The following is a 13,793-nucleotide window of genomic DNA, read 5'->3' as shown; positions in this document are numbered from 1 at the left end:
ACTTATCCGCCCGGACGACCCTTGGCGTGGTTGATCAGGGTGAGGGCCTGTTCTGCGGAAAGGCGGGTTGTTGGGTTCAGCTTGAGCAAGCCGATGATGGCCTCCTTCATGTTTTGCGGAACACCCGCTAAGTGCCGCTCCAGCAACACGCGCAGCTGAGTGGAGTCTGTGTTGGCACCATTGCGGAAGTCAATCAGATCTCGTTTCAAAAGATCGGAGGCTGAGCTTCCGGCAACGGCTGTCACCAGCAAAAGACCAGCAGACCATGCGTCAATCTTCTCACTCAGGTTCTCATTGTTGGGGCCGGGGTTGCGCGCTTCCGGCGGCATAATGTCAGGTGTACCGCTCAGATCAAATCCATCGGGCTCGCCATCGCCAGTTCCTGTCGCAACACCTTCATGCGCGGTTGCAAGGTCGTAATCAATGATCACCGGCACATCATCACCTTCCTCACGGAACATGATGTTGTTGGGCTTCAGGTCCTGATGAACGATGTTTCGCTTGTGCAGAAAGTCCAACCCATTCAGCAGGCCATTGGCAAAGGCCTCGGCCTGTTCTTCTGGCAGGCCTTTGTCTTCTGGTATGCGCTCTGCCAGATTGCCGCCCTTGAGCTTTTCCATCACCATGAAGGGCTCTTGCTCATCTGTGATGCCGGTCCCTTTAATCTGCGGAATATTCTCGTAGCCCTTCGCCTCATCAAAATCTGAGAGGGCAGTCAGGATTTTAGCTTCACGCAGAATCTGAGGAACCCCAATGAAAGTCAGTGGTTCTCCCTCTTCAATTTGCACCGCGTTCGGTCGTTTTAAAACGGCATTTTCCATATGCGGAAAGTCTTGCAGCACACCTGTGGCGCCATGGGCAAGCACACCGGGTTGATCATGGTTTCCATCCACGATTGGGGGTGGAACATGCTGGTTCACCCGCAAGCTATGCCGTGTCGGTCCATAAACATTGCCACGAGCACCGGCATCACGTCCTCGGCGCTGCTGCACCATCTGCACGCCGGTTGGCACGCTGTCCGGCTCAATCACCAGTGTGCCATTTCGTTTTCTCTGAACCCGGATAGGGCTGCCTTCCTTGGGCTCTTCGTTATAAACCCGCTCCGGCTCTTGGGGTTCTGGCTCAGGTACCTGTGGTTGCGGCTGTTCCTCTGGCACAAAGTTCGGATTGTTCTGCTGCATCAGCGCAAGCGCTTGCTCAGCCGTCAAACGTTCAGCCACATCAACCCGCATCATGCCTTTGATGGCCACCTTGATGTGTTCCGGTGCCGTACCCAGCCGGGCATCAAGGGCTGCATCAACCGCTGCCTGATCTTCACCGGCTAGTCTGGCTTCTTGAACCAGCTGTTGCTGGCTTCGCTTGCCAATGACAGCTGCGGCAAGACAAAGGCCGCCGGTCCAGGAATCTGCTTTGGGGGTGATCTTCGCCAGATTAATCTCGTTGCCTTGTTTCTCTGGTGGCTGCATGTTCGGCTCACCATCCCGCTCATAGCGGAATTCTTCGTAGTCATCTGTGGTTGCGGCAATACCTTCTGTGGCGGAGGCAGCATTAAAGTCGATGATCACCGGTTCAACACTGTCCTGTTCGCGGAACATGATGTTATCGATCTTCAGATCCTGATGGATCACATTACGGTTTTGCAGAAAGGAAATCCCGGAGAGCAAACCTTCTGCAAACTGATCCAGTTGTGCTGGAGGAAGACCTTCATTCGCGATGCGATCGTCCAGCGTGCCCCCCTTAAGGTTTTCCATGATCACGAAAGGCTCACCATCACCAGTCACGCCGGAGCCCTTCACCTTGATGATATTCTCAACGCCCTTGGCGCCTTCAAACTCACCGAGGGCGGATAGGATAGTCGTCTCGTGAATGATGGACTCCATCCCCAGAAACTGCTGGTTTTCTCCCTCACCAAAGCTGTAAGGGCGCTTGATGACGGCGTCTTCCATATCTGGATAGGTTTGCAAATATCCCGTACCACCACGCCCAAGGGCCTGTTGAGCCAACGCGTCACCCTGAAGAGGTGGTGTTATTTTGCCTTCAACATCCGTAGACAATCGGGTGGGTGCATAAACCGCGTGGCGGACACCGTCCAAGCCAGCGCCATGGCCTGTCGCGATTGTGCGGGGCACAGAGTAAGGATCAATGACCATCGTGCCATTTTCTTTATACTCCACCTGCATCCGGCTGCCGGCTTTAGGCTGCTCATTGAGGCGATCTTGCATTGGAACCGCAAGCGGAGGCATATTCGGCATACCTTGCGCGGGCGGATCTTGTGGCGCATCTGGCGGCTGAACCTCAGCATCATTGACCCGAACCTCTGGCCGCACTTGGTTCTCAGGACCACCAACAGGGATCTGCTCACCTTCACCGTCAGGTCCAAACTGCAGATTGAGCTCTTGCCCCATCGCCTGAACCCAGTTTTCATGGTCTGGAGCAGGGTTTTCGTTGGGTTGTTGTTCCCTATCGTTGCCAGGAGCCATAAGCTCGCCCTTCTTGCCGACAATCTTAATCAACTGACCAATTATGACTCGGGGACGTCTCTGCTGAAATAACAAAACCAAAGAAGGCTAAGTAGTATTACCATGCCAATAAAGGTGGCCGAGATACTCTATTCAATATTGCATTTGATCTGAGAGAAATTGAGCTGAAGAAAACAGCGCAACGCATAAAGGAAGGTGAGGGGATCAGTGCAATGAGAAAACCACTTGTAACGCGGCGTTGCTTACTCTCCCAGCCAATGCACGCAGATAAATCGGCACTCCGAGGACTATTCACCAATGAGCAAACGAGAATGTTTCTGGGTGGAAAGCAAAGCCCTGCATCTATCGAAATCCGATGTGCAAAGGTGATCTCTGAAACGGGAGTGTATCATGCCACAGTGCGATCCAGAAGAGCCAATGAGTTCCTCGGCCTGCTCAGTTTAGCTCCTTACCATCAAGGAGAAGACATGGAAGTTTCCTACGAGTTCCTGCCGGAACACTGGGGGCAGGGATATGCAGAGGAAGCCCTCAATGCTTTCCTGCCATTCGCGATGCAGGAGCTGAACCTGACATCCATTCTCGCTGAAACCCAACTCCAAAATAGTCGCTCCATCCGCCTGCTACAAAAGCTGGGCATGCAACAAACCCGGCAACTTGAACGATTTGGCGAGCAGCAAGTTGTGTATCGGCTTGATCTTTGAGCAACCGGCAGAGGCTGGGTCTTCTTAGCAGCATGTTGAAAAGCACAACTGGCTCTTGATTGCAGCAAGCTAGATTTCTATCCTTGCAACAAGGCTAAGTCCAAGCCTCCGGCCTCCAACTCGGGAAGCATTTTACATGTAGGACTTCAGGACCAGAACCATACTGTTCGAGCAAGCGCATAAGGAGGGACTGCAATTTGTGCTCTGAAGAGAGGGTTCTTCAATGAAACTATCCAGTCCTGTTCACCAGCTGAAAAGACAAGCAAAGCTCACCGCGCGCGAAAGTGGCATGCCGTTGCATGCGGCGCTGGATCAGCTTGCACAACAAGAAGGCTATAGCAGCTGGAGCCACCTGTCGGTCTCAGGCTCCCGGTCTGGTCGGGCTCAAAAATGCTTGCGCCAGTTGGACGGCGGAGATCTTGTTCTGATCGCAGCACGGCCGGGTCAAGGCAAAACCCTGTTTGGATTGGAACTGGCCATTCAAGCCAGCAGAGCAGGGGGCGAGAGTTACTTCTTTACCCTTGAATACACGCCTGCAGATGTTTTGAAGCGTGTATCCCAACTTGGTTATAATCCTGCTGAGATGAGGGATGCTTTCCATCTGGATTGCTCAGATGAGATTTGCGCCAGCTACATCATCAATGAACTTCGGGATGCGCCCCATAAGACGCTTGTTGTCATTGATTACTTGCAGCTGCTTGATCAGAAACGGCAAAACCCGGAACTCTCATCCCAGCTCAATGTGCTCAAAGAGTTTGCACGGAAAACAGGCATTATCATCGCATTGATATCGCAGGTGCAAAGGGACTTCGATCTTGCGAGTAAATCCTTACCAGACCTGTCGGATATTCGTCTTCCAAACCCGGTCGACCTGACTGTCTTCACCAAGTCGTGCTTTCTCCATAGCGGAGAGATTGCATTTGAGATGGCAAACTAAAACACCCAATTGGTGCTGAGCCAATGCAAAGCAGCTGCCCCAAATAGGATGCGGCAGCTGCACACTTTGGTTCTGAAGCTTATCCCAGCATCCCTGCAGCTTTCACCGCTTTCACGCAATCTCGCTCTTCCATCAGCTTCTGGAAGGCGTTGAACTTTGGAAACGGAGTGATGTCCACACCATCGCCCTTGAGCCATGTGCTCACCACGTAAAGGTAGGCATCTGCAATGGAGAAGGTTTCGCCAAGCACGTATGGGCCTGTGATGATGTTCTCTTCCACATAGGCGCAGCAGGCTGTCATGGTCTCTGGCACCTTGGCACGCATGTCCTCCCAGCTCGCTTCCTTATCTGCCCAACGGGCACCACGAAGCTTATGGGCGTGGTTCACATGCATGGTGGAGGCCAGATAGTACATGGCCTCACGCATCTTGGCGGCCTTAAAGGGATCAGAAGGCTTCAGGCTGTCATCTGGAGCAAGATCAGCGACATAGTCGAGCAGCGCGCCAGCCTCTGTCAAAATACCATGGTCTGTCACCAGAACAGGAACACGGCCCTTCGGGTTCACCTCTAACAGCTGCGGACGGCTGACGTCAGGGTTCCTAAAATCAATTTTGTGCGTGGTGTAGGGTACGCCGGATTCTTCAAGAGCAATGGCAACGGCAATCGAGATCGTGCCGGGGGCATAAAACAGTTTCATAGGTCACTTATGTTCGCTGGAATGATCAGATGCCCACAGACTATACGCAGCTTCACCAACCCGCAATTGAGGTTATTGTGACCTGCACTTAAGTCGGCAGTCCTAACGCCGGTAAAGCTCTCCCTGCATGTCGCGCTTCAAATCCATGAGTTCATCTGCGAGAAAATCCACAAAACGGCGAATCCGCACGGTTTTGCGTAAATCAGCATGAAGCACGATCCAAAGCGATTGTCCTAACTCAGCTTTTGTACCGGGGACGCGGCAAAGATCAGGGAAGAACTTTTCAAACACAACGGGAAGGTAAGAGATACCGCAGTTCTCTCTCAATAGCCGAAGGCGCATATACCCGTCGGACACCATGTGCCGGATGTCAGCGTGAGGGAAGGGGCTTTGAGCGACCCAGTTGGCCGCCTGTGTGTCTCCCGGCCACCCAATCCACGAAAGACCGGAGCCTTGCGGCCCGGACTGTGCAAACACGGTGTCAATGTAGGTTTGGCTTGCATAGATGCCGACGGTCATGGGGTAGAGTTTGCGGGCAACCACATCCTCGCTCACTTCATAGGCCGCACGCAGAGAAACATCTGTCTCGTCCTTGTTGATCTCCTCAACGGCAGAAGTCAGTCTCAGCTCCACCTGAATATCAGGATAGGCCTCCTGAAACCTGCTGATGATCGGAGAAATCACATCATAGGCAAAGGTGGGCGTAACAGAAAAGCGGAGCGTCCCTGCTTCGCTCTTGTCCAGCCCCTCAACGCGTTTGCGCGCATTGATGATCACCTGTTCAGCCTGCTCAGCAAACGGCAGAACGGCTTCGCCGGCATCAGTCAGTTTGAAGCCTTTGGTGGAACGACTAAACAATGCCACCCCATAACTGGCCTCAAGAGCCTGAATATTGCGGTTCACAGTGCCATAGTTGGTCCTAAGCAACTCAGCGCCCGCCCGCAAACTGCCCGCCCGCGCAACAGCAAGAAAAGACGGCAACAGCTCCCAGTCCAATGACCTCATGGTATCTCTTTTGTTACATTATAGTAATACGATGTTTCTTATCATATCATTCTTGTTCTCTTTGTGTAACGTAAAATGCACTCCAGACATAATCAGGAACCCGCCGTCGGTTCCTTTTACGATTGATGATTGGAGCACCCGATGACAACACGCTATCACCCGGTCTTAGTAGCCCTGCACTGGATCCTGGCCCTTATGATATTTATGGCTTTGGTGGTGGGAGGGCCCATCATGGCAGCTATGGAAAGCACCGACCCGCAAAAACTCACTGGCATGACCGGACATATCATCTGGGGCATGGTCGTTGGGGTACTCCTGCTCCTGCGCCTTATCACTCGTTTCGTGACAATGAAGCCTGCAAAAGCAAACACGGGAAAAACCGCGCTCAACACGGCCGCTGGGCTGACCCACTGGGCCATGTATGCGCTGGTCGCAGGCATGGTGCTCTCTGGTCTCGTCATGGCCAACAACGCAGACCTCTTCGCAATAACGCTGGGCGGTTCCGGAGACCCACTCCCGGCAGATCTTGCAGTATATCCTGCACGTGTCGCCCATGGTGTCATCGCAAACGTGCTGACTGCTCTGATTGTGCTGCATGTTGGTGGATGGGCGTTTCACCAGTTTATCCTGCGAGATCGTCTCATCAGCAGAATGTGGTTTGGAAAGAGACAAGCAGCTTCGCAGGCAGAGGCCGGGCAACAAACGCTGGAAGTCTGACCCGATCCAAACTGGCTGCATGGGAAAACCGGCAGCCAGTGCCTCTCTTTTGAGGGTCAGCCTTTCACCCGTGCGGGGTTGCCCACCACGGTGGCTCCGGCTGGTACGTCTTTGGTCACCACGCTCCCTGCACCAACAATGGCTTCATCGCCAATGGTCACGCCCGGCATGATGATCGCAGCACCGCCAATCCACGCTCGCTTGCCAATGGTCACGGGCTTGGCAAACTCCAGCCCTGCGCAGCGCTTCTCAGCGTCTTTGTGGTGTTGGGCGCAGTAGATCTGCACATTGGGGCCAAGCATGGTCTGGTCACCAATGTGGACAGGCGCAGTATCTAAAATCGTGCAGCCTGCATTGAGGAAAACCCGCTCGCCCAAATGAATGTTGATGCCATACGCGCAGTGAAAGGGTGCTTCAATGATTGTGCTGTCAGTGGAACTGCCAAGCAGAGCGCGCAGGGCAGGGCTGATCCACCCGCGCTTGCTTGGGTGCAGGGTCCGATGCTCATGTACAGCGTGATAAGCCGCTTGCCGCAGCGTCTCCAGCTCGTCATCGATGCAGGTGTACCATTCACCTGCTTCCATCTTTTCGCGTTCTGTTTTCATGGTGGGTCTATTCCTTGAGTCTTCTGGTAACTCTCGGAAAAATAGAAGAGTCTTGCAAGCTGCATTTTACTGCAATAAGGCATTTGAGAAAAAGGCAGGCATCGCACACCGCAAAGCCTGCCTGTCATTTGGCAAAACCCACAGCCTCAATTGGAGATCCCCACAGCGCGGTGAAGGTACTGCGCCTCAGAAAGCTGGCGACTGAGAAAACCGGCAATATCGGAAGGGGCAATCTTTAGGGAAAGGCTACGTTCAGAAGCTGGGAAGTTCTCTTTGTAGCCGCCAGTTGCAAGAGCTGGTGCAAACGCGCTGGGCCGCACGATAGTCCAGTCCAAACCGCTGACACGAACCAGTTCCTCCTGTAATTCATGGTCTTTGAACACAGGCCTCAATAACCCACCAAACATGACCCGCTTCCAGAAGAAGTTGAGGTTCGGCCAGCTTTCATGAGCACCCAGAGTGGACTGACAGACCAGCCGCTTCACCCCATGTTGCTGCATTCCCAAAATGACATTGCGCGTACCAGCAGACCGGATGGTGCTGTTGCGCGACATCCCCGCGCCAAGCGTAATCACCACGGCATCCTGTCCCTCAACCGCGGCGGCAACTGCATCGCGGGATGCTGCATCACCAGCCCGGAGCGTCAGGTTTTCATGTTCAATCTGTAACTTGCTTGGGCTGCGGGCAAAGGCCGTCACCTCATGTCCATCTGCCAGCATCTTATGCGTGGCGAGTTTGCCAACAGTGCCTGTTGCACCAAATACGATAACTTTCATGGCTCTATCCTTTCAGCTTTACGTGGTGTCAAGTTGACATCGTGTCAATCGCACCTATATTGACATCATGTCAAGTCAGAATATTCCCACTCGTGATCGCATCCTCAAATCCACATGGCAGTTGTTGGAGGCCGGAAATGGCAGTGCTGTGCGCATGTCAGACATCGCAAAAGCTGCAAAAATCAGCCGTCAGGCGCTCTATCTGCACTTTCCCAACCGGGCAGATTTGCTCACTGCTACAACGCGTTATCTGGATGAGGTGCACGACATAGATGCCAAGCTGGCTAAAAGCCGAAGCGCTGCATCCGGTACGCAAAGACTGGAGATCTGGGTCGAAACCTGGGGCAATTACATCCCAACGATTTTTGGTGTGGCCAAAGCTTTGATGGCCATGCAGGAGACCGATGAAGAGGCAGCTGCTGCTTGGAACGACCGAATCTGCGCCATCCGTGATGGCTGCGAAAAAGCGGTTCAAGCGCTCAAGGCAGATGGCGCACTGACGGACAGCATGAGTGAAGAAGAAGCAACCGATATGCTTCTCACCATCCTCTCCGTCCGCAATTGGGAACAGCTGCGTATCGACTGCAACTGGACGCAAGCCCGCTACATAGACATGATGCAGCAGCTCACCGCAAAGGCGCTGGTGAAATCATAAGAGCGGCAGGCGAGGCTTAGCTCGCCAGTTTCCCCTGTATGGACTGCGAACCGTTCAGCAACAACTGCACCACCAGATCCGCGTAACCTTCGCGGGTCAGGTCGCCGCCCGGCTTAAACCACAGATAAGACCAGTTGAGCATGCCAAACAGGCTCATGGTAACGGGCTTGATCAAAGCACTTCCATCGCCAAACTGCGGGTTTGTGGCCGCAACCGCCTTGGCAAAGATGGCAACCAGTTTGCGCTCCAGCTCAATGATGTCCTGCTTCTTCTCTGTTGGAAGAAAGGACAGCTCATTGATCTGCAACTTATGCTCAGAATCTGCGTCCTCATAAGCCAGCAGTAAAGCACGGCACAGGCCGCGTAAGCGCTCCAACGGGTCCTGCTCTGCCTGAGCAACACTTTCCACCGCGTCCACCAGCTCTTCAAGGTGAGCGCTGATGATGTCAATCAGCAGCGTCTCTTTGTTCTCGTAATAGTGATAGAGCAAAGCCTTGGAGAAACCACAGATCTTGGCGAGCTGTGCCATCGAGGTTTTGTCATAGCCTTGCTGCGCGAAGGCGCGCGCCGATAACTTTAAGATGGATTTGCGTTTGTCGTCATAATCCGCTGCTCTGGTGCGCGCCATGCTTATTAATTCCGTTAGTCTTCTTTAGGCCGCAGGTCGATAACCCGTGTGGCCTTGCCTTGGCTTCGTTCTATGGAATTTGGCAGGCCCACGTCTACCCCAACCGAAATTCCAATGTTGTTTTTCACATGAACCGCCAGTTCCTTGGCGCTTGCCAAACGATCAGCGTCAGACGTTGCATGTGCAGCGGCTTCCACGTTGACGGTCAACTGATCCATGCGCCCCTTGCGGGCAATCTGGATCTGGTAGTGAGGGGAGAGCCCGTCACAGCGCAGCATCTGCTCTTCAATCTGGGTCGGGAACACATTCACACCGCGTACGATCATCATGTCATCAGAGCGACCGGTGATCTTTTCCATACGCCGCATCTTGCGGGCCGTACCCGGCATCAGACGGGTCAGGTCACGGGTGCGATAGCGGATGATCGGCAGACCTTCCTTCGTCAGCGTGGTGAACACCAGCTCACCTTCCGATCCATCCGGCAAAACCTCACCAGTTACCGGATCGATGATTTCCGGATAGAAGTGATCCTCCCAGATGTGTAGACCGTCCTTGGTCTCCACACACTCCTGCGCCACACCCGGACCCATAACCTCTGAAAGCCCATAGATATCAACCGCATGCATGTCGAAGGCTTGCTCAATCTCTTCGCGCATGGAGTTGGTCCATGGCTCAGCTCCAAAGATGCCGATCTTGATGGAACTCTTGCGCGGATCAAGGCCTTCTTTGCGATACTCATCCAAAATGGAGAGCATGTAAGACGGGGTGACCATGATGATCTCAGGCTTGAAATCTTCAATGAGCCGTACCTGCCGCTCTGTCATACCGCCTGACATTGGAATAACGGTACAGCCAAGCGCTTCCGCGCCGTAGTGCGCACCCAGACCGCCCGTAAACAGCCCGTACCCATAAGCGATGTGCACTTTGTCACCCGGCTTACCGCCTGCCGCACGAATGGAACGCGCAACCACACCAGCCCAGGTTTCAATGTCTTTCTTGGTGTAGCCGACAACGGTAGGCTTGCCAGTGGTGCCAGAGGATGCATGAATACGGCAGATATCCTCTTCCGGAACAGCAAACATCCCAAACGGATAATTGTCGCGCAAATCCTGCTTGGTGGTGAATGGAAACTTCGCCAGATCAGCAAGGCTTTGCAGATCATCAGGATGCACGTCAGCTGCATCAAAACTGTCTTTATAGAACTTTACGTTCTCATAGGCGTGCCGCACTGACCAGCGCATGCGCTCCAGTTGCAGCGCTGCGAGGTCCTCCCGCGCAGCCGTTTCAATAGGCTCCAGATCGGGCCTGCGTTCTTCAACCTCCAACATTTTCTCCTCCTCAAATGCTGGTTATCCATAAAAACTAGGTGCTTAACTCGATATGAGTCCCTTTGATGGTCCTCGAGTTTCCGCGAAATTCTGCAATATGTGCGCCGTCCTGATTGCGCACATGAATGTCGTAAATGCCGGATCGGCCTTGCACGGTAAGTTCCTCGGCAGTTGCCGTTAAAACATCATCCTCAAAGGCTGGGGCGAGATACGTGATGGAACACTGAAAGGCGACAACACGCTGGTTGTGGCTGTTGCAGGCAAACGCAAAGGCGCTGTCCGCAAGGGTAAAAATGTATCCACCATGACAGGTTTTGTGCCCGTTGGTCATGCGCTCTAACACCTTCATGGAAATCACAGCCCGTCCGGGTGCTATCTCGTCCAGCGTCATTCCAAGCGCTTGCGTTGCTTCATCTTCGTCCCACATGGAGGCCGCAACGGCCTCCGCCAAGTCCTGCTTGTTCATCAGCGCTTGCCTGAATACTTTGGAGCCCGCTTGTCCATGAAGGCAGTCACACCCTCCAGATAATCCGGTGTACGGCCCGCTTCACCCTGATAATCCCGCTCAAGATCAAGCTGCTCATCCAGTGTGTTGCCTTCTGAAGCATTCAGCGCTTGCTTGATCAAGCCAAGCCCAACAGTTGGACCGACAGAAAGCTCCTGAACCATGGCAGTGGCTTCTTCAAGGAATGTCTCGGCAGAAGAGCACTTCCAGATCATGCCCCATTCCGCAGCCTGTGCAGCGGTGATCGGCGTACCCAGCATGGCAAGGCCGCGCGCACGGGCAGAGCCGACAAGACGTGGCAGGAAGTAGGTGCCGCCAGAATCCGGCACCAGCCCGATTTTGGCAAAGGCCTGAATAAACTTGGCTTTCTCAGAGGCGATCACGATATCGCACGCCATGGCGATGTTGGCGCCTGCACCAGCTGCCACGCCATTGACCGCACACACGATTGGCAGGTTGATCGACTTCAGCTTGCGGATGAGGGGATTGTAAAAATCGCCGATAGTCTGAGTAAGATCGGGTGGAGGAGAGTCCGCTGTTGGCTTAACACGGTCACCAAGGTCCTGACCTGCGCAGAACCCTTTGCCAGCTGCTGTCAGCAAAATGGCGCGGCAGTTGTCATCTGCGTCCGCAGCTTCCAGCGCCGCGTACAGCGCACCGTGCATCTCGTCATTGAACGAGTTCAGCTTGTCAGGGCGGTTCAGCGTAATCACGTGGTAGGTGTCATGCACATCCACCAAAATGCTCTGCTCGGAAATGACAGTGGTCTCGCTCATGGTTTCTCCCTCCAAATAGATCAATCATCACTCCCCAGTGAACCACCGAATCTCCTTCAATGAACTTCCAAATTCATGAGGAGAGCCCTCTGGAAAACCTAATCACTTCGTAGGCTGGTCGATGGTTCTAGCACTTTTTGCTTGAAATGACTGACCGGTCGGTAAATTATTGTCTGGAAGTGAAACCGCTGTCAATTGGAATTCAACTCACACATTGGTCGAAGAAGCACTGCGGTAGGCGCAGGTTTTTCGAGGAGGAACAATGAGTAACTTTTTTGAAACGCACAAAGACACGCTCTTTCAAGCAATAAAGACAAGTAAATCAAGAGACTACTGGTCTGCTTATCCTGAGATCGCATCCGGTAAGATCTATGGTGAAACAGCAAAAGACGATCAGCTTGCAGAATTTGAGGGGATTCTTGGCAAGCCATTCGCACTGGGCCAGCCAACCAACGGCAACTGGACAGGCGCAGAATCGTCTCCCTATGGCAAAGAGCTGGGCGTCACCTATGAAGATGCTGATCCCGCAGAGCTGGTCAAAGCAGCCTCAGAAGCAGGCAAGAGCTGGGCGAAGGCCACCGTTGAAGAGCGCGTTGGCGTTGCGCTGGAAATGCTGGCTCGCATCAACAAAAAGTCTTTCCTCATCGCCAACGCGGTGATGCACACCTCCGGTCAAGCCTTCATGATGGCGTTTCAGGCAGGTGGTCCACACGCGCAGGATAGGGGATTGGAAGCCGTCGCTTATGCCTATGACGCAATGACCCAGACACCAACTGAGGTGACCTGGACAAAGCCGCAGGGCAAGCATGACCCGATCGTGCTCGACAAGAAATTCCGCGTTGTGCCACGCGGTGTTGCGCTGGTTATCGGCTGTGCAACCTTCCCAACCTGGAACACCTATCCGGGCATGTTCGCAAGCTTCGTTACTGGCAATCCGGTCATCATCAAACCGCACCCAATGGCGATCCTGCCAATGGCCATCTCCATTCAGATTGGCCGGGACGTGCTGAAAGAAGCAGGCTTTGATCCAAACGTGATGATGCTGGCTGCTGACACCGCGGACGCGCCAAAGACCAAAGAGCTTGTTACCAATGATGCTGTAAAAATCATCGACTTCACCGGCTCCAATGCCTTTGGTGCATGGGTGCGTGAAAATGCAGGCGATGCATTGGTTTACACCGAGGAAGCAGGCGTCAACGCGATTACGATTGAATCGACCGACAACCTGCGCGGCATGGCCAGCAACATCGCGTTCTCCCTGTCGCTCTATTCTGGTCAGATGTGCACCACACCGCAGAACATCTTCGTTCCCCGTGATGGCATTGAAACCAATGATGGCAAGAAGAGCTTTGAGGAAGTGGCAGAAGCCATCAAGATCTCGTTGGACAAGCTCCTCGGCGATCCGGCCCGCGCAGCTGCAATCCTTGGTGCCGTGCAGAACCCGTCCACACTGGAACGCATTTTTGCAGCAGGAAAACTGGGCAAAGTGATCCGCTCATCCGAGCCAGTGGAAGGCATGAACGGCGCACGCTCTGCAACGCCAACTGTTGTGGCTGTCGATTCCAAAGAAGAAGAAGCCTACATGCAGGAGCGCTTCGGCCCGATCTCCTTCATCATTGCCTGTGATGACATTGACGATGCCATCGCCCGAGCAGCGGGTTCAGCCAAGAGCCACGGTGCAATCACCGCAGCGCTGTACTCAACAAAGGAAGAGGTGATTGATCAGGCCACTGACGCCTACGCATGGGCAGGCGCACCGCTTTCTGTGAACCTCACTGGCAACATCTATGTGAACCAGTCAGCAGCTTACTCTGACTTCCACGTCACCGGCGCCAACCCGGCAGGCAACGCCAGCCTCACAGACGGCGCCTACGTCGCCAACCGCTTCCGCATCGCCACCGTCCGCCGTCAGGCAGCCATGGCATAAGCCGAAGTTTTGGAAACAAAAAAGGGCCGGTGCAATGCATCGGCCCTTTTCATACT

At 53.8% G+C, this 13,793-nt stretch carries 14 protein-coding genes; 5 read left to right on the top strand and 9 right to left on the bottom strand.

The window, feature by feature from the left end; translation table 11 throughout:
- Nucleotides 1-2: 2 nt before the first annotated feature.
- The gene (locus tag BM231_RS04430; RefSeq protein ID WP_093517827.1) at nt 3-2,480 is read right to left on the bottom strand and encodes a protein kinase domain-containing protein; all 2,478 of its coding nucleotides are present in this window, start codon (nt 2,478-2,480) and stop codon (nt 3-5) included.
- A 212-nt stretch (nt 2,481-2,692) separates the two neighbouring features.
- On the opposite strand from BM231_RS04430, the gene BM231_RS04425 reads away from it, so the two are divergent.
- Together BM231_RS04425 and BM231_RS04420 are read left to right on the top strand one after the other, a co-directional pair.
- The gene (locus tag BM231_RS04425) at nt 2,693-3,181 is read left to right on the top strand and encodes a GNAT family N-acetyltransferase (RefSeq protein WP_093517160.1); all 489 of its coding nucleotides are present in this window, start codon (nt 2,693-2,695) and stop codon (nt 3,179-3,181) included.
- Nucleotides 3,182-3,404: 223 nt separating this feature from the next.
- On the top strand, nt 3,405-4,118 hold the full coding sequence (locus BM231_RS04420) for a DNA helicase (protein ID WP_093517159.1): 714 nt from the start codon (nt 3,405-3,407) through the stop codon (nt 4,116-4,118).
- 79 nt (nt 4,119-4,197) lie between these two features.
- Here the strand turns inward: BM231_RS04420 and BM231_RS04415 are convergent, their stop codons facing one another.
- On the bottom strand, nt 4,198-4,815 hold the full coding sequence (locus BM231_RS04415; protein WP_063310035.1) for a glutathione S-transferase family protein: 618 nt from the start codon (nt 4,813-4,815) through the stop codon (nt 4,198-4,200).
- 102 nt (nt 4,816-4,917) lie between these two features.
- On the bottom strand, nt 4,918-5,820 hold the full coding sequence (locus tag BM231_RS04410; RefSeq protein WP_093517158.1) for a LysR family transcriptional regulator: 903 nt from the start codon (nt 5,818-5,820) through the stop codon (nt 4,918-4,920).
- A 141-nt stretch (nt 5,821-5,961) separates the two neighbouring features.
- Here BM231_RS04410 and BM231_RS04405 point away from each other — a divergent pair, with 141 nt between their 5' ends.
- Nucleotides 5,962-6,537, top strand: a complete 576-nt coding sequence (locus BM231_RS04405) for a cytochrome b (RefSeq protein ID WP_093517157.1) — start codon at nt 5,962-5,964, stop codon at nt 6,535-6,537.
- Between the two features lie 56 nt (nt 6,538-6,593).
- On the opposite strand, the gene BM231_RS04400 is transcribed toward BM231_RS04405, so the two are convergent.
- On the bottom strand, nt 6,594-7,142 hold the full coding sequence (locus BM231_RS04400; protein WP_093517156.1) for a sugar O-acetyltransferase: 549 nt from the start codon (nt 7,140-7,142) through the stop codon (nt 6,594-6,596).
- A 146-nt stretch (nt 7,143-7,288) separates the two neighbouring features.
- Nucleotides 7,289-7,918 carry an NAD(P)-dependent oxidoreductase gene (locus BM231_RS04395; protein ID WP_093517155.1) on the bottom strand — a complete coding sequence of 210 codons (630 nt, stop codon included), beginning with the start codon at nt 7,916-7,918 and terminating at the stop codon, nt 7,289-7,291.
- A gap of 67 nt (nt 7,919-7,985) precedes the next feature.
- Here BM231_RS04395 and BM231_RS04390 point away from each other — a divergent pair, with 67 nt between their 5' ends.
- Complete coding sequence (locus tag BM231_RS04390; protein ID WP_093517154.1) at nt 7,986-8,573, top strand: TetR/AcrR family transcriptional regulator; 588 nt, start codon at nt 7,986-7,988, stop codon at nt 8,571-8,573.
- Nucleotides 8,574-8,589: 16 nt separating this feature from the next.
- Here BM231_RS04390 and BM231_RS04385 read toward each other — a convergent pair whose 3' ends face one another.
- From BM231_RS04385 to paaG, 4 genes are read right to left on the bottom strand one after another with little or no spacing between them, the layout of a single operon-like run.
- Nucleotides 8,590-9,201: a TetR/AcrR family transcriptional regulator gene (locus BM231_RS04385; RefSeq protein ID WP_063295684.1), complete on the bottom strand. Its 612-nt coding sequence runs from the start codon at nt 9,199-9,201 to the stop codon at nt 8,590-8,592.
- Between the two features lie 14 nt (nt 9,202-9,215).
- Nucleotides 9,216-10,529 (bottom strand): phenylacetate--CoA ligase PaaK, encoded by a 1,314-nt coding sequence (gene paaK / locus BM231_RS04380; RefSeq protein ID WP_093517153.1) that lies wholly within the window; start codon nt 10,527-10,529, stop codon nt 9,216-9,218.
- Nucleotides 10,530-10,563: 34 nt separating this feature from the next.
- Nucleotides 10,564-10,995, bottom strand: coding sequence for a hydroxyphenylacetyl-CoA thioesterase PaaI (paaI, locus tag BM231_RS04375; RefSeq protein WP_063292135.1), 432 nt, complete (start codon nt 10,993-10,995; stop codon nt 10,564-10,566).
- The gene (paaG, locus tag BM231_RS04370) at nt 10,995-11,810 is read right to left on the bottom strand and encodes a 2-(1,2-epoxy-1,2-dihydrophenyl)acetyl-CoA isomerase PaaG (protein ID WP_208860084.1); all 816 of its coding nucleotides are present in this window, start codon (nt 11,808-11,810) and stop codon (nt 10,995-10,997) included. Before paaG ends, paaI begins: the two co-directional genes overlap by 1 nt.
- A gap of 262 nt (nt 11,811-12,072) precedes the next feature.
- On the opposite strand from paaG, the gene paaN reads away from it, so the two are divergent.
- Nucleotides 12,073-13,737, top strand: a complete 1,665-nt coding sequence (gene paaN / locus BM231_RS04365; protein WP_093517152.1) for a phenylacetic acid degradation protein PaaN — start codon at nt 12,073-12,075, stop codon at nt 13,735-13,737.
- The last annotated feature ends 56 nt before the right edge of the window (nt 13,738-13,793 follow it).

The sequence above is a fragment of the Pseudovibrio ascidiaceicola genome (assembly GCF_900114245.1).
Taxonomy (GTDB): Bacteria; Pseudomonadota; Alphaproteobacteria; order Rhizobiales; family Stappiaceae; genus Pseudovibrio; species Pseudovibrio ascidiaceicola.
This window is presented reverse-complemented; position numbering and strand designations above follow the sequence as displayed.

Coding starts and splice junctions, on each gene's coding strand:
- BM231_RS04430 (WP_093517827.1), bottom strand. CDS start 2,480: ATGGCTCCTGGCAACGATAGGGAACAACAACCCAACGAAAACCCTGCT.
- BM231_RS04425 (WP_093517160.1), top strand. CDS start 2,693: ATGAGAAAACCACTTGTAACGCGGCGTTGCTTACTCTCCCAGCCAATG.
- BM231_RS04420 (WP_093517159.1), top strand. CDS start 3,405: ATGAAACTATCCAGTCCTGTTCACCAGCTGAAAAGACAAGCAAAGCTC.
- BM231_RS04415 (WP_063310035.1), bottom strand. CDS start 4,815: ATGAAACTGTTTTATGCCCCCGGCACGATCTCGATTGCCGTTGCCATT.
- BM231_RS04410 (WP_093517158.1), bottom strand. CDS start 5,820: ATGAGGTCATTGGACTGGGAGCTGTTGCCGTCTTTTCTTGCTGTTGCG.
- BM231_RS04405 (WP_093517157.1), top strand. CDS start 5,962: ATGACAACACGCTATCACCCGGTCTTAGTAGCCCTGCACTGGATCCTG.
- BM231_RS04400 (WP_093517156.1), bottom strand. CDS start 7,142: ATGAAAACAGAACGCGAAAAGATGGAAGCAGGTGAATGGTACACCTGC.
- BM231_RS04395 (WP_093517155.1), bottom strand. CDS start 7,918: ATGAAAGTTATCGTATTTGGTGCAACAGGCACTGTTGGCAAACTCGCC.
- BM231_RS04390 (WP_093517154.1), top strand. CDS start 7,986: ATGTCAAGTCAGAATATTCCCACTCGTGATCGCATCCTCAAATCCACA.
- BM231_RS04385 (WP_063295684.1), bottom strand. CDS start 9,201: ATGGCGCGCACCAGAGCAGCGGATTATGACGACAAACGCAAATCCATC.
- paaK (WP_093517153.1), bottom strand. CDS start 10,529: ATGTTGGAGGTTGAAGAACGCAGGCCCGATCTGGAGCCTATTGAAACG.
- paaI (WP_063292135.1), bottom strand. CDS start 10,995: ATGAACAAGCAGGACTTGGCGGAGGCCGTTGCGGCCTCCATGTGGGAC.
- paaG (WP_208860084.1), bottom strand. CDS start 11,810: ATGAGCGAGACCACTGTCATTTCCGAGCAGAGCATTTTGGTGGATGTG.
- paaN (WP_093517152.1), top strand. CDS start 12,073: ATGAGTAACTTTTTTGAAACGCACAAAGACACGCTCTTTCAAGCAATA.